Raw genomic sequence first — 22353 nt, forward strand, 5'->3', positions numbered from 1 at the left:
TCAGTGGGCGCTCAGACGCTTCAGTGCATCGGGCTTGTCATGGACGCCGAACTTGTCCACCAGCGTAGCACTGGCTTCGTTCAGGCCGACAATCTCGACCTCGGCACCCTCGCGGCGGAACTTGATCACTACCTTGTCCAGTGCACTGATGGCGGTGATGTCCCAGAAATGGGCGCTGTGCAGATCAATCACTACCCTGCTCACCGCTTCACGGAAATCAAAGGCAGCAACGAACTCTTCCGCCGAGCTGAAGAACACCTGACCGATAACCCGATACTCGCGCACCTGGCCGGATTCATCCAGTGTCGAGTTGATATACATCAGGCGACCGACCTTGTTGGCGAAGAACAGTGTGCTGAGCAAGACGCCTGCCAGCACGCCGATGGCAAGGTTATGGGTCAGCACCACGATGGTGACGGTGGCGATCATGACGATATTGCTGCTCATCGGGTGCGCGTGCAGATTGGTGAGCGAGCTCCAACTGAATGTGCCGATGGAGACCATGACCATGACGGCTACCAGAGCCGCCATGGGAATCTGCGAGACCCATTCGCCCAGGAAGACCACCATCATCAGCAGCACGACCCCGGCCACCAGACAGGACAGGCGCCCGCGCCCGCCGGACTGCACGTTGATGACAGACTGGCCGATCATGGCGCAGCCTGCCATGCCGCCGAAGAAGCCGGTCACGATATTGGCGACACCCTGGCCCTTGCTCTCGCGCTGCTTGTCACTTTCCGTATCGGTCAGATCATCAACGATATTGGCGGTCATCAGGGATTCAAGCAGACCGACCACGGTGAGCGACAGGACCGTGGGCAGGATGATCATCAGGGTTTCAAGATTCAGCGGGACATCCGGGAAGAGGAAATAGGGCAGGCTGTCTGGCAGCGCGCCAGTGTCGCCCACGTTGCGAATTTCCAGACCGAAATACATGGCGATGGCCGTCATCACCAGAATGCACACCAGCGGGGACGGCACGATACGGGTGAACAAGGGCAGGATATAGATGATGCCCAGACCGGCGATCACCATGGCGTACACCGCCCAATGCATGAATTCGATAACGGGTATGTTGATGCTGGTGTCGCCCACCTGCATGGGCTGCCAGGAGAGGGTGCCCAGTTCCTTCAGCTGCGCCATGAAGATCAGGATCGCCAGGGCGTTTACAAAGCCGGTCATCACCGATCTGGAAACAAATCGCATGACCCGGTGGATGCCGAGCTGGCCCAGAATCAGCTGGAAAACACCGGTGAGGATGGTGGCCGCCAGCAGATATTGCAGGCCATGCTGGTCCACCAGGTTGACCATCAGCAGCGCCATGGCGCCGGTCGCGGCAGAGATCATGCCGGGGCGGCCGCCAATGATGGCGGTAATCACGGCAATGCAGAAGGAGGCATACAGCCCCACTTTGGGTGGCACGCCAGCCAGCACGGAGAAGGCAATGGCTTCAGGGATCAGCGCAAGCGCCACGACGATGCCGGCGAGCAGATCGCCGCGCACATTGAAAAACCAGGTGTTCTTCAGTGATTGAAGCATGGACAGTTTCCAGACAGCGATTTCAGATAACCAATAAGGATGGCCACGGTACGCGCAGTACGTGACGGGATGAGAGCGTGAACAGAATTCGTGCCCGGAGGGCAGGTCGGTGTCCCGCAGGAGCGCGCGCTAGGGTGGCGTCAGCGCCATCGGGGATAAGGAAACGTTGCAGATCATCAGCGTTGGTCAAGCCAGGAAAGCGCGCGAGTCTAGCAGGCCGGGGGGCGGATGAACACCGCAGCCCCCCGCTTGTCGGTCAAGGCGACCGGGCCCGGGGTCAGGCGCTGCGCTGCATCTGTGCCATGGTCTGTGTCCCCAGAATGATCATGCGCACCATGGTGACGAGTTGGTCGATGATTTCCGGATGCTTGTCTTCCGGTTGGTCCATGGCGGTGGCGCCCATGGTGAACACCAGCCGGGTGATGGCTCTGGCCACCACCTCGGGACGATGGATGCCGGTGTGACGTTCTTCGGCCAGTCGCACCAGATCCCGGCACAGCTCTTCCTCGAAATAGCAGAGCTGGGTCTCTACGGCCCCCTTGAAGGCATCGGACCCCACGGTGCCCTCGCGCAACAGCAGATGCAGGTGCTTCTGGTCGCCGCGCAACTGCTCCATGAAGGCCTCGATGGAGCTTTGCACCACGCTGCGTTCTGCCACGGCCCGGGTGCGGGCCTCACCGATGATCTGCCGCAACGCCTCGCCCGCCTGGTTGATCAGCGCCACGGCCAGCTCGTCCACATCGCGGAAATGCCGGTAAAAGCTGTTCGGCGCGATCCCGGCGGCGCGGGCCACCTCGCGCAGGCTCAGGGTAGAGACGCTGCGATGCGGGCCCACCAGGGTCAGGGCGGCGGCAATCAGGTCTTCCCGTGAAATCACAGCACGCCGCCCTGCATGGGGGCGGCTGGTGTCGGGGCTGGCGTCCTTGACGGTCGAACTCATCCGGGGGCTCTCTGCGGGTCGATGCTGGTGCGGCCATGATAGCCCATGAAACGCAGGACGGCTGTATAGACTGATATATATACATGTGTATAATAACGCCGAATTCATGATCGAGACCCCGTACCATGCCCGCCACCGGTGCCCTGAAACGCCTGATGACCCCGCTGATCAACCCGGCGGCCTTTGACTTCTGGGTCGGCCAGGTCAGCCCGTTGCTGGCCTGGGAGCGGCCGCTGGCGCGTATCGTGGCGCGCGAGGTCAGCGCCCGCGACACCGTGACCCTGGTGCTCAAGCCGAATCGCCACGTGGCGCCGGTCCTGCCCGGCCAGCATGTGCCGGTGACGGTTGAAGTGGGGGGGCGGCGACTGACCCGGCAATACAGCCCCACGCAGACCGGCAAGCGCCTGGCGATCACCGTGAAACGCGTGCCCGGCGGCGCCGTCAGCACGCACCTGACCCGCGATGCCCGGGTGGGGGATGTGCTGGAACTGGGCGCGCCCTTCGGCACGATGCGGGACGATCCGGCGGTGTCGGCGTGGCTGTTTGCGGCGGCGGGCAGCGGCATTACCCCGTTGATGAGCCTGCTGCGCGCCCAGGCGGCGCGGGGCCAGGTCAACACCACCTTGCTGTACTGGGCCAGAACGCGCGCTGACCTGTGCTTTTTGCCCGAGCTTCAGCAGATGGCGCGTGACTGGCCCGGCATGACGTTGATACCGGTGCTGACCCGCGAAGCCGTTCTGGCCTCAGGTGAGGCGTCCGGCCGACCTGAGGCGGCGCTGCTGGCGCGCCATGTGCCGGATCTGGCAGACCGTCATGTCTACGCCTGCGGCCCGGCGGGGTTTGTTGCACAACTGGAACAGCTCACGGGCGACACGGCCCGCAGCGTTCTGGGTGAGGCCTTTACCCCGCCCGAGCGCGTCAGTGTGGTGGGCGCGCCGGTGCAGGTGACGCTGGCTCGCAGTGGTCGCGTGCTGGAGATTCCTGCTGGCGAAGCCCTGTTGCCTGCGCTGGAAGCTCAGGGGGAAACGCCTGCCTTCGGCTGTCGCATGGGGGTGTGCCACACCTGTGCCTGCCAGCGCCTGGACGGGACCAGCGAAGACCTGTTCAACGGCCGTCAACACAGCGAACCCGGCATGCTGCGCCTGTGCGTCAGCGCCGCCCGAAGCCACCTGACACTGGATCTGTAAATGACTGCGCAACAGCCTGCTCCGACATCCCTGTCTCCGGTCGCACGCGGCAATATTGCCCGGCGCCCCCTGACGCGCGCCGAGGTCGAGGCCTTCGGTACCGAACTGGATGCCCTGCGTGATCGCACTCTGGCCGACATCGGTGAAGCGGATGCGCGCTATATCAAGCGCATCTACGCGGCGGTGCGTTACACCGAAGCGCTGGGGCGCGGGCTGCTGTTCTTCGGCCTGTTCCCGCCTGCCTGGGTGCTGGGCACACTGCTGCTGGGCGTGTCCAAGATCCTGGAAAACATGGAACTGGGCCATAACGTGATGCATGGCCAGTACGACTGGATGAACGACCCGCGCTTCGACGGCAAGACCTATGAATGGGATGTGGTGGGCACCAGCGACAGTTGGCGCAAGACGCATAACTTCCAGCATCACACCTATACCAACGTCAAGGGCATGGACGACGACATCGGTTATGGACTGCTGCGCCTGTTTCCCGAGCAGCGCTGGCGCCCCTTTTATCTGTTTCAGCCGATCATTGCTGTGATTTTTGCGCTGATGTTCCAGTGGGGGGTGGCCATCCAGGATCTGCGCCTGGGTCGTTACTTCGCGGGCAAGATGACCCGTGAGGAACTGGCCGAGCAGTTCCGCCCGGTGGGCCGCAAGATGCGTCGCCAGTTGCTCAAGGATTATGTCTTCTTCCCGCTGCTGGCCGGGCCATTCTTCCTGCCGGTGCTGCTGGGCAACCTGGTGGCCAATGGCCTGCGTAATCTGTGGACCTACATGATCATTTTCTGCGGCCACTTTACGGCCAACGTCGAAGTGTTCCCGAAAGAGATGGTAGAGAACGAAACGCGTGGCGAATGGTATCTGCGCCAGTTGCGCGGCTCCTCCAACCTGCGTGGCGGCAAGCTGTTTCATATCATGTCCGGCAACCTGAGCCACCAGATCGAGCACCACTTGTTCCCGGACATTCCTGCGCGTCGCTATGCCGAGCTGTCCAGGGATGTGCGCGCCATTTGCGACCGCTACGGCATCTACTACAACACCGGCTCACTGGCCTCGCAGTTTGGTCAGGTGGTGTGGCGTATCCTGCGTTACGCCTTCCCGAGCAAACCGGTGAAGCTGGCGGGCAAGACGCTGGTGGCGGACTGACCCCGGTCGATACGTTTTATGCGGGGCGCTGTTGCAGCCGGTGCAGCGCCCAGCGTACATGGCGCACCACCATGGCAGACGGAAAGTCCAGGCGCGCCTGCAACGCCGTGATGGCGGCGGCGCTGGCCGGGCCGTTCCCCAATCCCACGGCAAGATTTCTCAGCCAGCCTTCGTAGCCTGTGCGGCGAATGGGTGATCCGGCGGTGTTTTCCAGAAAAGTGGCTTCGTCCCAGTTGAACAGTGTCACCAGATCCGCCTGATCCAGGGCGTGGCGTGGCTGGAAGTCGGCTTCGCCGGTGTGCTGCGCGAAACGATTCCAGGGGCACATCAGCTGACAGTCGTCACAGCCGAAAACACGATTGCCCATCAGCGGTCGCAGTTCCTCAGGAATATCACCGCGGTTCTCGATGGTGAGATAGCTGATGCAGCGGCGCGCATCCAGTTGATAGGGCGCCACGATGGCATCGGTGGGGCAGACGGTGATGCAGGCCTTGCACTGGCCGCAGTGATCCTCCACGGGCGCATCCACCGGCAACGCCAGGTCGGTATAGATCTCGCCAAGAAAAAACCAGCTGCCCGCTTCGCGATTCAGGATCAGCGTGTGCTTGCCCTGCCAGCCAAGCCCGGCTTTGGCGGCCAGCGGTTTCTCCATGACGGGGGCGCTGTCGACGAAGGCGCGGCCCAGGTGTGAGGTCGGTGCGGCCTCACGAATCTGCTGGGCCAGTCGTGCCAGTCGTTTGCGAATCACCTTGTGGTAATCGCGCCCCAGTGCGTAGCGTGAGACATAGGCTTTTTCCGGTTGTTTCAGCCGCTGCACCGGGCGCGTATCCGGCGGCAGGTAATCCATGCGCACGGAAATCACCCGCAGTGTGCCGGGTTCCAGCTCGGCCGGGCGGCTGCGCTTGTGGCCGTGCGCCTGCATCCAGTCCATGTCGCCGTGGTAGCCCTTGGCCAGCCAGTCCTGCAGGCGTGCCTCGGCCGCGCTGAGCTCCGTGTCGGCGATGCCCGCCTGCTGGAAGCCCAACTCGCGGGCCCAGCGCTTGATGTCGCGGGCCAGTTCAACGAGCGTTGTGTCGGTGGTCGGGTCAGTCATCGAAGTCGCGTATACTCGCGGTACTGGTCTGCAGCACAGGAAAGCGTCGCCGTCATGCTAGCACAGCTCCCCCGTACCCCTGATCCGCACTGGTCGCGCCTGGACAGCGCCGATGGCACCCGGGCGCTGGACCGGTATGCCATCGAGCAGGCCGGCATCGCCGGTGAAACCCTGATGCAACGCGCGGGTGAAGCGGCCTTTGCGCTGCTGCGCCAGCGCTGGCCCGAGGCCCGGCGTCTTCTGATCTGCTGTGGCGGTGGCAATAACGGCGGCGACGGCTATGTGGTGGCGGCCCTGGCGCGCCAGGCGGGCCTGTCGCCCATGCTGCTGGCGATGACGCCGCGCGATGCGCTCAAGGGCGATGCCCGCACCATGGCTGACCGCGCCGCAGAGGTGCCGCAGGTCAATCTGGCGTCGCTGCCCGCCGCCCTGCGCGGCGCGGACCTGGTGGTGGATGCCCTGCTCGGTACCGGCGCCGACAAGCCGGTGCGTGAGCCACTGGCGGCGGTGATCGACGCCATCAATGCCAGTGCCCGCCCGGTGCTGGCGCTGGATCTGCCCAGCGGCCTGCATGCGGACAGTGGTCGTCCCCTGGGTGTGGCGGTGCGCGCCAGCGCCACCATTACCTTTATCGGCGTCAAGCAGGGGTTGCTGACGGGGGCCGGGCTGGATCATGCCGGTGCGCTCTCGTTCAATCATCTCGGCGTGCCGCTATCGGTGTATCAGCGTGTGCCACCGGCGGCGCTCTGCCCGAACCCCTCCTGGTTGCCTGCTCTGTTGCCGCCGCGTCTGCGTGCCGGGCACAAGGGGTTGTATGGCCATGTCCTGGTGATCGGTGGCGATCACGGTTACGCCGGGGCCGCGATGATGGCCGCCCAGGCCGCGCTGCGTTGCGGGGCCGGTCTGGTGTCGGTGGCCACCCGCGCGCAGCATGTGTCGGCCTTCCTGACCCGCCAGCCGGAGTTGATGGTGCGGGGGGTGGACACCCGTGACGACCTGCAGCCGTTGCTCGACAAGGCCAGCGTCCTGGTGGTGGGGCCCGGCCTGGGTCAGGACAAGTGGGGGCAAGTGATGCTGGACGCTGCCCTGGCCTCGGGGTTGCCGGCCGTGCTGGATGCCGATGCCATCAACCTGCTGGCCGGGCACAGCGAGCGGCCGCAGCGTGCCGATCTGGTATGGACCCCGCACCCCGGTGAGGCGGCACGTTTGCTGGGGCAATCCGCTGCCAGCGTGCAACAGGACCGTTTTGCGGCGCTGGACGCCCTGTGTCAGCACACTGGCGGTACGGTGCTGCTCAAGGGCGTGGGCACCCTGATCAACCATGCCGACGCAAGGCAGCCGCCGGTGCTCATTCGCCAGGGTAATCCCGGCATGGCCAGTGGCGGCATGGGCGATGTGCTCAGCGGTATCATCGGTGCCCTGCTGGGGCAGGGGCTGAGTCCGCGTGAGGCCGCCGCCGGGGGCGGCTTGCTGCACGCCCTGGCGGGCGATCAGGTGGCGGCCCGGCAAGGCGAGCGCGGCATGGCGGCGACGGATCTGCTGGCGGAGTTGCCAGCACTGATCAACGACCAGACCCACGGGCAGGGTGCAGCATGATGTCGACATCAGCGCCGACAGAAGAACAGTATCTGGCCGATGACGCAGCGACCGAAGCACTGGGCGCTGCACTGGCTCGGGAATTTGCGCGCGGCGGCGTGGTCTTTCTGGAAGGCGACCTCGGTGCGGGCAAGACCACGCTGGTACGTGGCTGGTTGCGCGCACTGGGGCATTCGGGGGCGGTCAAGAGCCCGACTTACACCATTGTGGAACCCTATGAGCTGGGCGGGCTTGATGTCTATCATTTCGACCTGTATCGCCTGGCCGATCCGGAGGAGCTGGAATTGATGGGCGTGCGCGATTATTTTGCTCCCGGCAGCCTGTGCCTGGTGGAGTGGCCGCAGCGCGGTGACGGCATGTTGCCGGTGCCGGATCTGACCGTGCAGTTGCGGGTCGCGTTGCCCGGTCGCCATGCACACCTGATTCGTACAACATGATACAGTCGCCACAGAAAGGTAAAGCAGGACGGTTCATGCCAGCGCAGTCGATGACCAGACCGCAAGACAGAGTGCATGCCGGTGCCCTGATGCAGCGTGCCGCGGGTGGACTGTCCCTTGCATTGACCCTGTTGTTTTCCCTGTTTGCATCGGCCTGGGCCAGTGCCCAGAACATCGAATCCGTGCGTTTGCATCGTGCCCCGGACCACACCCGTATCGTGTTCGACCTCAAGGGTCCGGTGGATCACAAGATCGACCGCCTGAGCAATCCCGACCGGATCGTCGTTGACCTCACCGACGCCCGGCTGGATTTCGACATGAACAGCCTGTCGTTGTCGCGCAGCCCCATCAATGGCATTCGGGTGGGGCGCCATGAGGCCATGACCCGCGTGGTGTTCGACCTGAATGACAGCGTCCGCCCGCGCAGTAACCTGCTCAAGCCGATCGACCCCCACGGCTGGCGTCTGGTGATCGACCTGTTCGATACCGATCCCGAGCCGGTACGCAGCATGGAAAAGATCGTCGAGCAGCAGGAAGGTCCGCGCCCCATGATTGTGGCCATCGACCCCGGTCATGGTGGTGAGGACCCTGGCGCCATCGGCCCCGGCGGTGTGCGCGAAAAAGATGTGGTATTGCAGATAGCCCGGCGCGTCTACCGACTGATGGATGCCGCACCGGGGATACAGCCGGTGCTGGTGCGTGATGGTGATTATTATGTGCCGCTGGCGGAGCGCCGCCGCATTGCCTCCGAGCAGCATGGTGCGGATGTGTTCATTTCCCTGCATGCGGACGCGTTTACCGACCCGCGTGCCAATGGCGCCTCGGTCTTTGCGCTGTCAAACCGTGGCGCCACCAGTGCCCGCGCGGCCTATCTGGCGCGCATGGCCAACGATTCGGACCGCGTGGCCGGGGTCTATGAGGAAGAAAAGGACAATAGCGGCCTGATGGGCGTGCTGGCGGACATGACGCTCAGCGGTTCCATGGCCCACAGCCTGTACATGGGCAAGGAACTGATCGAGGAGATGGGCAGCTTCACCCGCTTGCACGGCAACCGCAGGCAGGTGGAACAGGCCAACTTTGCGGTGCTGCGCGAACCGAGCATGGTCTCGGTGCTGGTGGAAACCGGCTTTATTTCCAACCCGGAAGAAGCGCGCAAATTGCAGACCGCCGAGCACCAGGACCGTATCGCGCGCGCCATCCTCAACGGCGTGCGCCGTTATTTTGAACATCACCCGGCCCCGGGGAGCTGGTTTGCCGAGCAACGCCGCAATGGCGGCGGCAGTGTGGCCAGTCACCGCATCCAGCCCGGTGAAACCCTGTCTGCCATTGCCCGCCGTTACAGCGTCACCGAGGCCGCCTTGCGCGATGCCAACAACATCAGTGGTGACCTGATTCGCGTGGGCCAGGAACTGAAGATCCCATGACACGTATCAATCAGCTCGACCCCCGCCTGGCCAACCAGATTGCCGCCGGGGAGGTGGTCGAGCGGCCCGCGTCCGTTCTGAAAGAACTGCTGGAAAATGCACTGGATGCCACCGCCAGCAATATCGTGGTGGATGTCGAGCAAGGTGGTGTGCGTCTGGTACGGGTGCGCGACGATGGGGGCGGTATCGAACGCGATGACCTGCCTCTGGCGTTGTCACGTCATGCCACCAGCAAGATCCGCGCCGTGGAAGATCTGGAAGCCATTGGCAGTCTGGGTTTTCGCGGTGAAGCGTTGGCGGCCATCAGTTCGGTGTCTCGCCTGACGCTGACCAGTAACGCGGGCGACAGCGAAGAGGGTGCTGCCTGGCAGGTGCAGGTGGCCGGTCGTGATATGGCTCCGGAGGTGAGCCCTGCCGCGCATCCGCAGGGCACGACCGTGGAAATGCGCGACCTGTTTTTCAATACGCCGGCACGACGCCGTTTCTTGCGCACTGAAAAAACCGAGTTCGGCCATCTGGAAGAAGTCTTTCGTCGTATCGCCTTGAGTGAATTCGATACCGGCTTCCGTCTGTCGCATAACCAGAAGCCGGTGCACCAGTTGCCGCCCGCCAGGGATGCTGCCAGCCGCGCTCAGCGGGTGGCGCGCCTGTGCGGCAGCGCGTTCATGGAACAGGCGGTGGCGGTGGATATGGAAGCGGCGGGTCTGCGCCTGCATGGCTGGCTCGGCTTGCCGACCTTCTCCCGTGCCCAGGCCGATCTGCAATATTTTTACGTCAATGGCCGGGTGATTCGCGACAAGGTGGTCAATCATGCCGTGCGGCAGGCCTACCGCGATGTGATGTACCACGGCCGCCACCCGGCCTATGTGCTGTTCCTGGAACTGGACCCGGCGCTGGTGGACGTGAACGTGCACCCGACCAAGCACGAAGTGCGTTTTCGCGAACAGCGCATGGTGCATGATTTCCTGTTCCGCTCGCTGCACCGCGCCATCGCCGAGATGCGCCCCGGTGAGGGACCGGTACCGCAGGCGCGCGCTGTTGAGGCGCCACTGGAGGCGGGCGCCGACACCGCTCAGGCACCCCGACAGGGCAATATGATGCTGGCGCCACCACGTGCCGCGTCACACGCGCCGCAGCAGGACGGCCACGCCCAGTCTCAGGCCTACGCCAGTCTGTTCAGCACCCGTAACGATCTGGAGCGGCAGGTCAGTGACACGCTGGCGGGCTGGCCTGCAGCGGCGCCCGATCAGGCCGCTGCCAGCCCCCTCCCGGACAGTCGCGATGACGGCATGCCCCCGCTGGGTTTTGCCCTGGCGCATCTGCACGGCATCTACATTCTTGCCCAGAACGCCGAGGGTCTGGTGCTGGTGGACACCCATGCCGCCCATGAACGCATTACTTACGAAGGTCTGAAGCGTGCCTGGGGCGAAGCGCGCGTGCGCGCCCAGCCACTGCTGGTGCCGCTCTCCATGGCGGTGTCTACCCGCGAAGCGGATTTTGCCGAACACCAGCCCGATACGTTTGCCCGCCTCGGCTTCACCGTGGAGCGTGCCGGCCCGGAAACCCTGGTGGTGCGGGAAATTCCGGCCCTGCTGCGTGGCGCTGATGTGGAGGCCCTGGTGCGTGATGTGCTGTCAGACCTGGTGATGCAAGGTAGCAGCGAACGCATCGAACAGCAGATCGACGAACTGCTCTCCAGCATGGCCTGCCACGGCAGCGTGCGCGCCAACCGGCGCCTGACGGTGGATGAAATGAATGCCCTGCTGCGGGATATGGAAGCCACCGAGCGCAGCGGTCAGTGCAACCACGGCCGCCCCACCTGGATGCAGCTGAGTATGAAAGAACTCGACCGTCTTTTTTTACGCGGTCGTTAGGTGCCCCGGGTGGGCGTATCGCTGCCCACCTGAACAACGATCTTCCCTCTGGCCCGCCCGCTTTTGCTGTGCTGGTAGGCGGCGTCCAGATTCTCCATCGGGTACAGGCTGTCGATGACCGGCGTGATCCGGCCTGCCTCGATCCACTGGGTCAGCGTTTCCAGATCGTGTGTCCAGGACTCCACGATAACCAGCTTGGCCTGCACGCCCCGGCGTAGCAGTTTGCGGCGGGCGACGTTCAGGTAGGCGTGCAGATAACCGCCCGTGGTGACAAAGATGCCATCCGGCTTCAGCAGCGAGGCGCAGGTGTCGGGGCTTTCGTGTGATGTGGCATCGAACACCACATCGAAGTCGTCGTCGCGGCGCAGGTAGTCCTCGGCGGTGTAGTCGATCACGGCGTCTGCGCCGAGTTGACGCACCAGTTCGAGGTTGCGATGGCTGCATACGCCAGTGACTTCTGCGCCCAGCGCTTTGCCAATCTGTATGGCGAAGGTGCCGACGCCGCCCGAGGCGCCAATGATCAGCAGCCGCGTGCCGCTGCCCACCCCGGCCTTGCGGAAGGCCTGCAAGGCGGTCTGGGCGGCCAGTGGCACCGCAGCGGCCTGTTCGTGGCTCAGGTTGGCGGGCTTGTGCGCCACACGGCGCTGGTCAATCACCGCGAACTCGGCACAGGCATTGGTGCGCAGGCGCATGTCCATGCCGTAGACGGCGTCACCGACCTTGAAGCCGGTCACGGCCCGGCCTTTGTCCACGACAATGCCGCTCAGGTCATCGCCGAACAGGTGGGTGCGCAACGCACCGCCCAGCCGTGGCACAACGGCGGCAATGTTGCGGTTGAGTTTCCAGTCCTTCGGGTTGACGGAGGACGCCTGCACGGCCACCAGCAGATCATTGCGGCCAGGCCGGGGGCGCGCGACATCACCGATCACCAGCGGGGCGCGGGGCCCGAGCCCGGACGTGACAATGGCTTTCATGGCCAGCTCCTGACGTGCAGCGGGTCAACAGACCCTTCGAGCGACATCATGGCGCAAGGGGGCAGGGCATGTCGATCAGCGCGTCGCGGTCATGGGCCGGAGCAGGCCGATCTGTGTCCGGTCATGAGGGGCTGAACTGTTTTCCCGGTGGCAGGGCATAGCGGAAAATCTTTCGCCATACGCTGAACAGTTGCGCACCCAGAGGGCGAGCGTTGTAGCGAATCCCGTAGCGCGCACACAGGGCGCGGATTTCCGGGGCAATCTCCTGGTAGCGTCGGCTCGGCATCGAGGGGAACAGGTGGTGCTCGATCTGGCAGCTCAGGTGGCCGCTCATCAGATGCATCCACGGCCCGCACTCGATATTGGCGGAACCCAGAATCTGGCGGATATACCAGCCCGACTTGTCTTCGTCTTCGATGTCGGCTTCCTCGAAATCCTCGACGTCATCGGCGAAGTGCCCACAGAAGATCACGGCATAGGCCCACAGGTTGCGAATCAGGTTGGCGCCCATGTTGGCCAGGAAGACCTGAAGGAACCAGGGGCCAGCCAGCAGCGGGAAAAGCAGATAGTCCGTGCCCAGTGACCTGGCAATCTTGTTTCTCAGTGCGTGCAGCTTGTGCCGGATCGACGCTTTACTGCGTCGGCCGGCGCGCCAGTCTGCCAGTTCGTCGTCATGGATGGCGACGCCCCAGTTGAAGAACAGCGCCATCATCAGGTTGGTCACTGGCTGAAACAGATGCGAGCGTTTCCAGGGCTGCCGTGCACTGACCCGCAATGCCTCATAGCCGAAATCACGGTCGCGACCGATCACGTTGGTCCATTTGTGGTGGATCATGTTGTGGGAGCGCTGCCACTGGCGTGCCGGGCAGACGCCGCCCCATTCCCAGGTGCTGGAATGAATTTTCGGGTCGCCGAGCCAGTTCCATTGCCCATGCAGTACGTTGTGGCCAATTTCCATGTTGTCGAGGATCTTGGCCAGGCCGAGGACGATAGCGCCGACGAAAAAGAAGGCGGGATGAAGAATGCCAGCGAAGATGAGCAGGCGCCCGGAGATTTCGGCTGCGCGGTGCGCGGCCAGCAGTCGGCGGAAGTAGCGCGCGTCCTGTTCGCCCAGGTCGCTCATGACCCGATGGCCGATACGCTTCACTTCGGCGCCGAAGGACTGGATTTGTGCTTCCGAAAGGTGGCGTGCCCCGGCGACGCGGCGTAGCCCGCGGTTGCGCTTCTGGCCTGTAGCTGTCGTGTCCACCCTGTACTCCCTGATTCGCTGATGGGTGGGTCGGAGACTACCGGCCCACCGAAGGGAGAGTGAATCAGGCGTCTGCACCATTCCATTGTCAAAACAGGACGTGGGTGATTGAGCATGGCGCGATGTGCCAACTGGCGGGGCGTTTCAGGCGTTATGGCCCTCGCTGGACCGGTTGCTGACCTGGAGCCAGCCGCCCATCTTTTGCTGATGATCGAACCGTTTTCGGGGTAATGTTGATGGCAGGCTGATGTGGCGATGTGACAAGAGACAGCACTGATGACGAGACGGTATTCCATCAAGCCGCTGGGTGCGGATGATCTGATCCTGATGGGCGACATGCTGGGGTTGTTTGGCAAGGCGTTCGGACAGCCGGACGTCTACGATGAAAAACGTCCTGATGCGGCCTATCTGCGGCGGTTGCTCGGCAGCGACACTTTTGTGGCGCTGGTGGCCGAGCAGGACGGGGTCGTGGTGGGCGGCCTGGCGGCCTATGAACTGGTCAAGTTCGAGCAGGCGCGTAGCGAGATGTATATCTATGATCTCGCTGTAGACGAGTCCTGCCGGCGCCTCGGCATTGCTACAGCTTTGATTGAAGCGTTAAAGGGTATTGCCGCAGATCGCGGTGCCTGGGTTATCTATGTGCAGGCCGATACCGGGCCCGAAGATGAAGCGGCGATAGCCCTTTATTCAAGGTTGGGTGTGCGTGAGGAGGTGTTGCACTTCGATATTCCTGTGTCATGAGGTGGCCCCGGCGGTTGCTTCCGCCGGGGCCTTTGGTGATGGCGTCAGTCCTCGCTGAGCAGCAGTGCGCAGCTGGCATTGTCGCCTTGGGCATGGTTGCCCAGGGACAGCCATTCGCTGGCCACCGGCAGCAGCGCGATGTCCCAGGCATCAAGGCTGCCGGTCAGGTCGAAGCCGATGCTGGTCAGGTTGTTGCTTTCCCCTTGCCCCGACGCTACCTGCGCCCAGTCGAGCTGTAGTACCTGGTGGTATGGTGCGCCCGGCAGCAGGTTCAGGTTCAGTAGCAGACTGTTGTCATTGAGTCGGCTCCACTGGCCGGATACGTACAGCGGGTCGCCGAACAACTGTTGCTGGGGCAGGGTGCCCACTTCTTCGTAACGCAAGCAAGCTTGCAACGTGCCGCCATCGAGCGGCGCGCCGCCGGAGGCCGGGATCAGACGGAGCTGCACGCGACCGTTGCCTTTGGCGGGGTCGTCGTATCGGATATCGATGACGTGGCTGCTCAACCCGACCAGCGTGGCGTCGAAGAAGTCCTTGTCGAGCAGAAAGTCGCCCAGCGACGTGTTTTCCAGGTCGCGATCCAGATCGTTGAGGAAGGCAGCCAGGCGAGCCAGATTGATGGTCTGGTTGTTGTTCTCGGCTTCCTCTGCCAGTGCGATCAGGCTTTCAAGTAGCACATCGAACTCAGCGCTGGTAAAACTGTTGTTCAGGTCTTCGTCGTCTTTCAGTGCATTGATCAGCCACTGTGAGAGCCTGGACAGCGGGTTGTTGACCTGTGGATCCGGATCAGAAAAGAGGTCCTGATTAACGAAGAAGCTGGCTTCGATCAGTTGACTGCGCGTTGCTGCCGAGGTGGTGTCAGTGTTGGGTGGCATCAGGCCCAGCTCGATGGCTGCACTCAAGTACTCGCTGGCCCATTGTGCGATATCGTTCGGGTCAGTGGGCGTGACGCCACCGAGGGTCCTGGTGAGCAGGATGGCCATCTCTTCGAGCGATATGGATTTGTTGGGCGGAAATTTTCCGTCCGTCTGTTCCGCCAGCTTGCCGGCCTTGAAATCAGCGAGATAACCGGCAGACCATAGGTCGCCGCTGATGTCGGGGAAGCTGCCTTGGCTGGGGGGGTCGGTTGGCAGCTTCAGGATTGCTGCCAGAATCTTGCTGACTTCGGCGCGGGTCAGCTTGTCGTCGAGCTCTTTGCTGTCGTCCAGGCCGGTGAAGATGCCTTGCGCAACCAGGGCGTCGAATTTCGCCTGGGCACTGAGCTCGCTGTCTGACATGGAGCGTCCCATGGGGACCAGCATGAAGGGCGCTACATTCTCGATATGCACCTGGTAGAAAGCGTCGATGATGCCGTAAAGGATGTCGAGACTGTCTTCGCTGTCGGCGATGGCGGAGACCATGGCCAGCGCGCCATCCAGGTCCAGGGTGCGGCCGCGCAGGGCATCTACCTGAACATGATAGCGATACACGCTGTCGTTCTGTTGGCCGGTCACCATGTCGACGCCGCCATAATAGAACACCGTGACCTCGTCGGGCAGGTTGTCCAGCGAGGGCAGGCGCAGGCAGTGCTGGCGATGCAGGGGATTATCGCTGCGGCAATAATTGATCCGTGTGATCGGGTTGTAGCCGAAGAAGCCCTGGCTGTCGGTATAACCGATGGGCTCGTCATCGTCGTGGCTGTCGGAGCCGTTCATGTCGACGAAAATCGTGGCGCCTGCCAGGCCGCCATTGATGGTGATGCGCCCCTCGGTGCCCGATGCGCCCTGACGTGAACCGTCCTGGCTGCTGGTGCCACCGCAAGCCGCCAGCGTGACGGCGGCGAGCGAGATCAGTGGCCATTTTATGCTGTTCATCATGTTGCCCCCCTTGCTCAAATTTTTGGTGTTGCTCAGAAACGGGATTGCCAGCCCAGGCTCAGTGCGGCGGTACGTGGCAGGGAACTGCCGTCGATCTCCACTTTTTCGAGGCCGATAAGCGCATCAAGTGTCAGGCGGTTGAACCAGGTCATGCCGACGCTGAGGCTCGACAGTCGGCTGCCGCGCTGGTTGGCGTGATAACCGCCGCGCACCCCCGGCAGCCAGACATTCGGTAACTGATAGCCCGTCACCAGCGACAGCATCTGTTCGCGGTCACCGGTGGGCGTGTTGGCGTCGGTCAGGTCGTAGCTGAAGCCGGCCATGCCGCGCCCGTTGCTGAAGCTGTAGCTGCCATCGACGGTAGCCTGACTGGCCAGCACCCATTTCTCATTGGCAGCGATACGACCCTCCTGCACGAAATAGTCAGCGGTCAGGCAATTGGTCTGTTCCTGCGATCCGGCCTGCAGGGAGGCACAGCCGATGCCGACGGCGCCATAACGCAGTGACGGTTCATTGATGTTTTTCAGGGTCAGGCCGCCGCGCCAGTTGTCCTGTTGAAACGCCACGCCGACATCCAGGCCGAGGGTGGAGCTGGTGCGCTGGTTGGTGTCGTACTGGTCCGAAATGATATCGCCGATGTCGTCGTCGTCATCATTGGTGGCGGCGGCTTTCATGTTGACCACCTGCTTGCTCAGGGCGCCGTGGATCAGGTTGACACGCGCGCCGCCGGTGACCGACCGGTTGTCCTGGCGCCATAGCTCATCGGCCCAGCCCACGCTGACTTTCGTCAGGGCCGCCGATTTCAGGTACAGCGAGGTCCGGGTGCGCAGTTCCTGATTGATGGCGTCGTAAGTGACAGCGTCGTCGAGGATGCTGGCACGCACTTCCAGATCGGCTTCCACGGAGACGCTGAAGACGCCCGCCGCCGTTCTGAACGCAATGGGTGTCAGCGGTGCCTGCAGGCCGGTATTGACGCGCAGGTAGCCATCGCGCCCCAGAATTTCCACCAGTTCATTGGTTTCGTTGGCGAGTGCGATGCCCTCGGCCACGGTCAGGTTTTCGCGCTCCAGGTTGTCCAGTACGTCATCGGCACGATCCAGAAAATTGTCGAGCTTGCCGGCTTCATAGCCCAGACTGAAAGCACCCGCACGGCCCAGGCGGAGTGTGCTGTCTTCGCGGAGGACATGAAGGCCGTGCGCCGGGTTGCCGGAGAGGCTGTGCAGGTTCACGCCATGGCTGTTATGACCGTAGGTGACGTTTGGGCCTTTGCCGACAGTGCCCGGCAGCGCCAACGCAGAGGTCGACGCCGCCGCCACGCAAATGGCCACGATGGATCGTGTGAACATTGTTGATACCCCCAAAAGAGAACGGCTTCATGTTTTTATTGCAGCCAGTATAGGTGGCGCTTCGATTGGCTCACAAGCTAATTCAGGTGTGTCCCCTGAACGAGGGACAGCAGCGGTGCGGGGCGTCTGTTGTTTCAGATCAGGTAGAGGGAGGTGCTCGCGAGCAAGGTGCCGATGGCGAGGGCGGCGAGGACATCGCTGGGATAGTGCAGCCCCAGGAAAACGCGCGACAGGGCGACGCTGATGGCGAACGGCACCAGCAGGATCGCGAGCATCGGGTAATAGGCCAGGGCAACCAGTGTGAAGACCGTGGCGTGCAGGGTGTGCCCGGACGGAAAACTGAATTCATCCAGGGGGGCGACCCAGGCGTGAATGCGACCGTCGTGGGCGAAGGGGCGCGGGCGCCGTGTCCAGCGTTTCAGGGTCTTGTACATCACCAGTGCCACCAGGCCGGTGGCCAGCATATGGGCGGCGGCCATCAGGCCATAAAAACCATCCACCATCACCATGGCGAACATCAGCGTGTACCAGAAGACGCCGTCGCCGAGTCGGCTGACGCTGGCAAAATAGTGGCGCAACAAATGTTTTTCGCACCAGCGGTTGGCGCGCAGACACCAGCCGATGTCGCGCAGCAGAATCACTTCACGGGATAGCGGTTGCATGAGACCTCCTCCTCGCGCGCAGTGGGAGCGGAAAGCCCGCCGAGCAGTGCATCGAATGCCGCAGCGACCTGGTCGGGGTGCAGGCGTTGCATGGCGGCGCTGGCGGCCTGACTCTGGTGCTGGCGTGTCGCGTCATCGGTGGCCAGGGCAATAGCTGCATCAATGAAACCGGTGTCGTCGTCCACGCAGGCACCGTGCAGGCCGCTGCGCAAATGTTCGCGCGCGGCGCCGTAGTTGAAGGCCACTGTGGGCACGCCGCTGGCCATGGCCTCCAGGGTCACGTTGCCGAAGGTTTCGCTGCGGCTCGGGAACAGGAACAGGTCGCCGCTGGCAATATGCCGTGGCAGCGCCTCGCCCTGTTGCAGGCCGCAGAACAGGAAGTCCGGGTTGGCCCGTTCCAGAGCTGTGCGTTGCGGGCCGTCGCCGATCCAGATGAAGCGGGCGTCGGGGCGGCGCTGCTGAAGGGCGCGAAAGGCGCGTATCGCCAGCCCCAGGTTTTTTTCGGCAGCCAGACGGCCCACGTAGATGACGGCCAGGTCGGTGTCGGTCAGTCCCCAGTTGGCGCGCAGGGCGCGATCACGCCAGCGTGGGCTGAAACGGACCGGGTCCACGGCACGCGCCAGATGCACCGGTCGCCGGAAGCCGCGCTGGGCAAGAGCGTCGCGCAGCTCCGCCGTGGGCACCAGCGTGGCGCCGGCGCGATTGTGGAACCAGCGCATCCAGGCAAAGGCCAGGCCGGCGAGGGCGCCCAGCCCGTAGTCGCGCATGTATTCGTCGAAGCGAGTGTGCAGGCCAGTGGCCACCGGGATGCCCAGTTGCAGGGCTGTGCTGACCGCCGACAGTCCCAGCGGACCTTCGGTGGCCACGTACAGGGCCGCCGGCCGGTCGACCCGCCATTGCTGGCGCAGGGTGCCAGCCGCGGGCAGGCCGAACTTGAGGCCCGGGTAGCGGGGCAGGGCCAGGCCGCGTACCAGCGTATCCTGCAGGCCGGGCTCATCCCGCAGGTCGGCGCGTTGCCCGTACGGGCGTAACGTTTCATGATCCTGTCGGGGGCGTACCAGGGATACGCGGTGGCCGCGTCGGGCCAGGCCCCGAGCCAGATTGCGAACCGTCAGGGCGACGCCGTTGATCTCCGGCGGGAAGGTTTCAGTCACGATGGCGTAGTGCTTGGATGTGTTCATACCGCCAAGGGTGCGTGCCGCCGATGACCGCTCTGTGTCAGCTTTGTGACAGTTCATTGACGAGGGGCTGCTGGCCGATACGCCCCCGCCGCCTTACCATGGCGCTCCCTGAGGTCCGTACAAGTCCGTTGCCATGCCCGCTCACCTGCCCCCTGTCCTGTTCCTGATGGGTCCGACCTGCTCCGGCAAGACGGCGCTGGCGGTGGAGCTGGTGCGGCGTCAGCCGCAACTGGCCATCATCAACGTCGATTCCGCACTGGTCTACGAAGGGCTGGAGATCGGTGCTGCCCGCCCGGAGCCGGAGGTGCTGGCGATGGCGCCACACCGCTTGCTCGGTTTTCGCGACCCGGCCATGCCCTATTCCGCGGCGGATTTTCGTGAGGATGCGCTGCGTGAAATCCGCGCGCTGCATGCCGAGGGTCGCATCCCGCTGCTGGTCGGCGGCACCATGTTGTACTTCCGTGCCCTGCTGCAAGGGCTGGCGGAGCTGCCCGCCGCAGACGCCGCCGTGCGCGCGCAACTGGATGCCCGGGCGGCAGCGGAAGGCTGGCCAGCCCTGCATGCCTGGCTGGCCCAGGTGGATCCGGAAGCGGCCGCCCGCCTGAAGCCGAATGACCAGCAACGGGTGCAGCGGGCCCTTGAGGTCTACCTGCTCACCGGTGAGCCCTTGTCCGCGCATCATGCTCGCCAGCAGGGTCGGGAGGGAGGGGGCATTGGTGGCGGCCCGGCCTTCCCTTATAATGTGACGCAGTTCGCACTGATGCCGGGCGACCGGGCCCTGTTACACGCGCGTATCGAGGTGCGTTTCAGAACGATGCTGAATCAGGGGCTGCTGGAGGAAGTGCGGCGGTTGCATGCGCGGGGCGACCTGCACCCCGGGCTCCCGGCCATTCGCGCGGTGGGGTACCGTCAGGTGTGGGGCTATCTGGACGGTGAGTACGATGAGGCGGAGATGGTTCGCCGGGCGATCGTGGCCACCCGGCAGCTGGCCAAGCGGCAGTTGACCTGGTTGCGTGGCTGGCCAGGGCTGATCCCGCTGGAGGCCTCGCATTCCCTTGAAAGCCTCAGCGAATCGGTGTTTAGTAGCCTCCAGGAACCTTTTTACCCTGATGCATGACGAAACAGGCGTGGCGCCCGGCTTGGGGCCACGAAGAAGGCTGCTGCGGCGATGGGGTGCGCGCCGAGGAGGGGGGCTTGAAAATCCGCCTTGAGGACGCATTACAGAGAGCCGTGACAGGTCCGGGCCTTGCCCGGTTATTGCGCTGATTGCCCCGGGGACGATGCGCTGGCGGTTTGCTGGCGACATGTTCTTGTAGGGCGTTACTTTTTACCCAGGACGTCAAGGAGAACCACCATGTCGAAAGGGCACTCGCTACAAGACCCTTTTCTGAATGCACTGAGAAAGGAACGGATTCCCGTTTCCATCTTTCTGGTCAATGGCATCAAGCTTCAGGGTCAGATCGAATCGTTCGACCAGTATGTCGTGCTGCTGAAGAATGCGGTCAGCCAGATGGTTTACAAGCACGCGATATCCACCGTTGTGCCGGCACGCAACCCTCGTGCGGCGGGCCCGGCAGGCGGTAACCCGGCCATGGGTCAGCCCAATGGCGACAGTTTCCCGGGTAATGCCTGACGTCGAACTGGCCATCCCGGCAGCGTTTTGCTGCCGGGATGGTGTTTTCGCCCGCCTTGCCGGTTGACGCCTCACGCAGACCCCCCCATTACAACCGGTATTTCATGGAATTTTTCGAACGCCCCGATAATGCTGATGGTCCCGTAGAGCGGGCCGTACTCGTGCACCTCGAACTTCCTGATGCCGCTGGCCAGGAGGATCTGGACGAGTTCCATCATCTGGTGGTGTCCAGTGGCGTCACGCCGGTGGCAGAAGTGACCGGTCGGCGCGATCGGCCGGAGCCGGCGACCTATGTGGGCGCAGGCAAGGTCGAAGAGATCGCGGCGACAGTGCTGGAACACGAGGCGGACGTGGTGCTGTTCAACCACGCCCTGAGCCCGGCTCAGGAGCGCAATCTCGAGCGCGCCCTGAAGTGCCGGGTGCTGGATCGCACTGGCCTGATTCTGGATATCTTTGCCCAGCGCGCCCGCACCCATGAGGGTCGCCTGCAGGTGGAGCTGGCGCAGCTGCGTCATCTGTCCACCCGGCTGGTGCGTGGCTGGACTCACCTGGAACGGCAGAAGGGCGGTATCGGTCTGCGTGGCCCGGGCGAAACCCAGCTGGAAACCGACCGGCGTCTGGTGCGCGAGCGCATCCGCGCCATCGAGAGTCGTCTGCTCAAGGTGCGCAGCCAGCGTGCTCAGGGGCGCCGTGCCCGCGAGCGTGCCGAAACACCGCTGATTTCGCTGGTGGGCTACACCAATGCCGGCAAGTCGACCCTTTTCAATGTCCTCACGCAGGCCGAGGTATACGTGGCGGACAAGTTGTTCGCCACGCTGGATCCGACCTTGCGTCGGGTGCGGGTGCCGGGGGTCGGGCCGGCGATTCTGGCCGACACGGTGGGCTTCATCCGGCACCTGCCGCACCGGCTGGTGGATGCGTTTCGTGCTACGCTGGAGGAAACGCTGGGGGCCAGTCTGTTGCTGCATGTTACGGACAGTGCGGCTGAGGAGCGCGACCGCAACGTGGCCGCGGTGGACGAAGTGCTGGCAGAAATCAGTGCCGATGAGTTGCCTGTCCTGCACGTCTACAACAAGACGGATCTGGCGGGTGAGGCGCCGCGCATCGAGCGTGACGAGCAGGGCCGCCCCTGGCGGGTCTGGGTGTCGGCGCGCACCGGCGCGGGTCTGGATCTGCTTTACGAGGCCATGGCAGAACGCCTGGCGACGGGTTGGGTGGACCGCTGGGTGCGGCTGCCTGCAGATGCCGGGCGCTTGCGGGCACGTCTGCATGAGGCTGGCGAAGTGCTGTCCGAAGACACGGATACCCAGGGTGGTATGTTGTTGCGGGTGCGGGTCAACCGCATTCATTTTGAACGACTTTTGCGTGGCGAGGGCCTCTGCGAGGCTGATGTGGCCGTCGCCGCGCCGGTTGCAGGGGACGATGCCCCTTCCTACAATCCTTCCCGCCCGCGCGCAACGGGACGAGACTGACGG

General features: G+C 63.7%; 19 protein-coding genes. 10 read left to right on the forward strand and 9 right to left on the reverse strand.

Going from position 1 to position 22353, the window contains the following annotated elements:
- Together DKW65_RS01740 and fabR are read right to left on the reverse strand one after the other, a co-directional pair.
- On the reverse strand, positions 1-1539 hold the full coding sequence (locus DKW65_RS01740) for a SulP family inorganic anion transporter (RefSeq protein WP_111655635.1): 1539 nt from the start codon (positions 1537-1539) through the stop codon (positions 1-3).
- Between the two features lie 277 nt (positions 1540-1816).
- Positions 1817-2479 carry an HTH-type transcriptional repressor FabR gene (fabR, locus tag DKW65_RS01745; RefSeq protein WP_111655636.1) on the reverse strand — a complete coding sequence of 221 codons (663 nt, stop codon included), beginning with the start codon at positions 2477-2479 and terminating at the stop codon, positions 1817-1819.
- Between the two features lie 125 nt (positions 2480-2604).
- Between fabR and DKW65_RS01750 the strand changes: the two genes are divergently transcribed.
- Both DKW65_RS01750 and DKW65_RS01755 read left to right on the forward strand, forming a co-directional pair.
- Positions 2605-3666 carry a flavin reductase family protein gene (locus tag DKW65_RS01750; RefSeq protein WP_111655637.1) on the forward strand — a complete coding sequence of 354 codons (1062 nt, stop codon included), beginning with the start codon at positions 2605-2607 and terminating at the stop codon, positions 3664-3666.
- The gene (locus tag DKW65_RS01755) at positions 3667-4812 is read left to right on the forward strand and encodes a fatty acid desaturase family protein (protein WP_111655638.1); all 1146 of its coding nucleotides are present in this window, start codon (positions 3667-3669) and stop codon (positions 4810-4812) included. It abuts the gene before it with no gap.
- Between the two features lie 16 nt (positions 4813-4828).
- Here the strand turns inward: DKW65_RS01755 and queG are convergent, their stop codons facing one another.
- Complete coding sequence (gene queG / locus DKW65_RS01760) at positions 4829-5905, reverse strand: tRNA epoxyqueuosine(34) reductase QueG (RefSeq protein ID WP_111655639.1); 1077 nt, start codon at positions 5903-5905, stop codon at positions 4829-4831.
- Positions 5906-5959: 54 nt separating this feature from the next.
- Here queG and DKW65_RS01765 point away from each other — a divergent pair, with 54 nt between their 5' ends.
- The 4 genes from DKW65_RS01765 to mutL are packed head-to-tail and all read left to right on the forward strand — an operon-like array spanning position 5960 to position 11236.
- A complete protein-coding gene (locus DKW65_RS01765; RefSeq protein ID WP_111655640.1) occupies positions 5960-7501 on the forward strand; it encodes an NAD(P)H-hydrate dehydratase in 1542 nt (513 codons plus the stop codon).
- Positions 7498-7938: a tRNA (adenosine(37)-N6)-threonylcarbamoyltransferase complex ATPase subunit type 1 TsaE gene (gene tsaE, locus DKW65_RS01770; RefSeq protein ID WP_170124531.1), complete on the forward strand. Its 441-nt coding sequence runs from the start codon at positions 7498-7500 to the stop codon at positions 7936-7938. The genes DKW65_RS01765 and tsaE overlap by 4 nt, the downstream gene beginning before the upstream one ends.
- Before the next feature lie 35 nt (positions 7939-7973).
- The gene (locus tag DKW65_RS01775) at positions 7974-9362 is read left to right on the forward strand and encodes an N-acetylmuramoyl-L-alanine amidase (protein WP_245932373.1); all 1389 of its coding nucleotides are present in this window, start codon (positions 7974-7976) and stop codon (positions 9360-9362) included.
- Positions 9359-11236: a DNA mismatch repair endonuclease MutL gene (mutL, locus tag DKW65_RS01780; protein WP_111655641.1), complete on the forward strand. Its 1878-nt coding sequence runs from the start codon at positions 9359-9361 to the stop codon at positions 11234-11236. The genes DKW65_RS01775 and mutL overlap by 4 nt, the downstream gene beginning before the upstream one ends.
- On the opposite strand, the gene DKW65_RS01785 is transcribed toward mutL, so the two are convergent.
- Positions 11233-12210: an NAD(P)-dependent alcohol dehydrogenase gene (locus DKW65_RS01785; RefSeq protein WP_111655642.1), complete on the reverse strand. Its 978-nt coding sequence runs from the start codon at positions 12208-12210 to the stop codon at positions 11233-11235. The two genes, mutL and DKW65_RS01785, sit on opposite strands and share 4 nt — an antisense overlap.
- Before the next feature lie 121 nt (positions 12211-12331).
- On the reverse strand, positions 12332-13459 hold the full coding sequence (locus DKW65_RS01790; RefSeq protein ID WP_245932374.1) for a fatty acid desaturase family protein: 1128 nt from the start codon (positions 13457-13459) through the stop codon (positions 12332-12334).
- A 276-nt stretch (positions 13460-13735) separates the two neighbouring features.
- On the opposite strand from DKW65_RS01790, the gene DKW65_RS01795 reads away from it, so the two are divergent.
- A complete protein-coding gene (locus DKW65_RS01795; RefSeq protein ID WP_111655644.1) occupies positions 13736-14200 on the forward strand; it encodes an AAC(3)-I family aminoglycoside N-acetyltransferase in 465 nt (154 codons plus the stop codon).
- Positions 14201-14244: 44 nt separating this feature from the next.
- Here DKW65_RS01795 and DKW65_RS01800 read toward each other — a convergent pair whose 3' ends face one another.
- The 4 genes from DKW65_RS01800 to DKW65_RS01815 form a co-directional block, all read right to left on the reverse strand.
- Positions 14245-16056 (reverse strand): hypothetical protein, encoded by a 1812-nt coding sequence (locus DKW65_RS01800; RefSeq protein WP_111655645.1) that lies wholly within the window; start codon positions 16054-16056, stop codon positions 14245-14247.
- A 32-nt stretch (positions 16057-16088) separates the two neighbouring features.
- Positions 16089-17402, reverse strand: a complete 1314-nt coding sequence (gene traF, locus DKW65_RS01805; RefSeq protein ID WP_111655646.1) for a conjugal transfer protein TraF — start codon at positions 17400-17402, stop codon at positions 16089-16091.
- Between the two features lie 134 nt (positions 17403-17536).
- Positions 17537-18064 (reverse strand): phosphatase PAP2 family protein, encoded by a 528-nt coding sequence (locus DKW65_RS01810; RefSeq protein WP_111655647.1) that lies wholly within the window; start codon positions 18062-18064, stop codon positions 17537-17539.
- A complete protein-coding gene (locus tag DKW65_RS01815; protein WP_111655648.1) occupies positions 18040-19245 on the reverse strand; it encodes a glycosyltransferase family 4 protein in 1206 nt (401 codons plus the stop codon). The genes DKW65_RS01810 and DKW65_RS01815 overlap by 25 nt, the downstream gene beginning before the upstream one ends.
- A 133-nt stretch (positions 19246-19378) precedes the next feature.
- Between DKW65_RS01815 and miaA the strand changes: the two genes are divergently transcribed.
- The 3 genes from miaA to hflX all read left to right on the forward strand — a co-directional run bounded on the left by miaA (position 19379) and on the right by hflX (position 22350).
- On the forward strand, positions 19379-20362 hold the full coding sequence (gene miaA, locus DKW65_RS01820) for a tRNA (adenosine(37)-N6)-dimethylallyltransferase MiaA (protein WP_111655649.1): 984 nt from the start codon (positions 19379-19381) through the stop codon (positions 20360-20362).
- Between the two features lie 237 nt (positions 20363-20599).
- Positions 20600-20878 (forward strand): RNA chaperone Hfq, encoded by a 279-nt coding sequence (hfq, locus tag DKW65_RS01825; RefSeq protein ID WP_111655650.1) that lies wholly within the window; start codon positions 20600-20602, stop codon positions 20876-20878.
- Between the two features lie 104 nt (positions 20879-20982).
- Complete coding sequence (gene hflX / locus DKW65_RS01830) at positions 20983-22350, forward strand: ribosome rescue GTPase HflX (RefSeq protein ID WP_111657478.1); 1368 nt, start codon at positions 20983-20985, stop codon at positions 22348-22350.
- The last annotated feature ends 3 nt before the right edge of the window (positions 22351-22353 follow it).

Origin of the sequence: Isoalcanivorax indicus (assembly GCF_003259185.1) — a bacterium.
GTDB classification, from domain to species: domain Bacteria; phylum Pseudomonadota; class Gammaproteobacteria; order Pseudomonadales; family Alcanivoracaceae; genus Isoalcanivorax; species Isoalcanivorax indicus.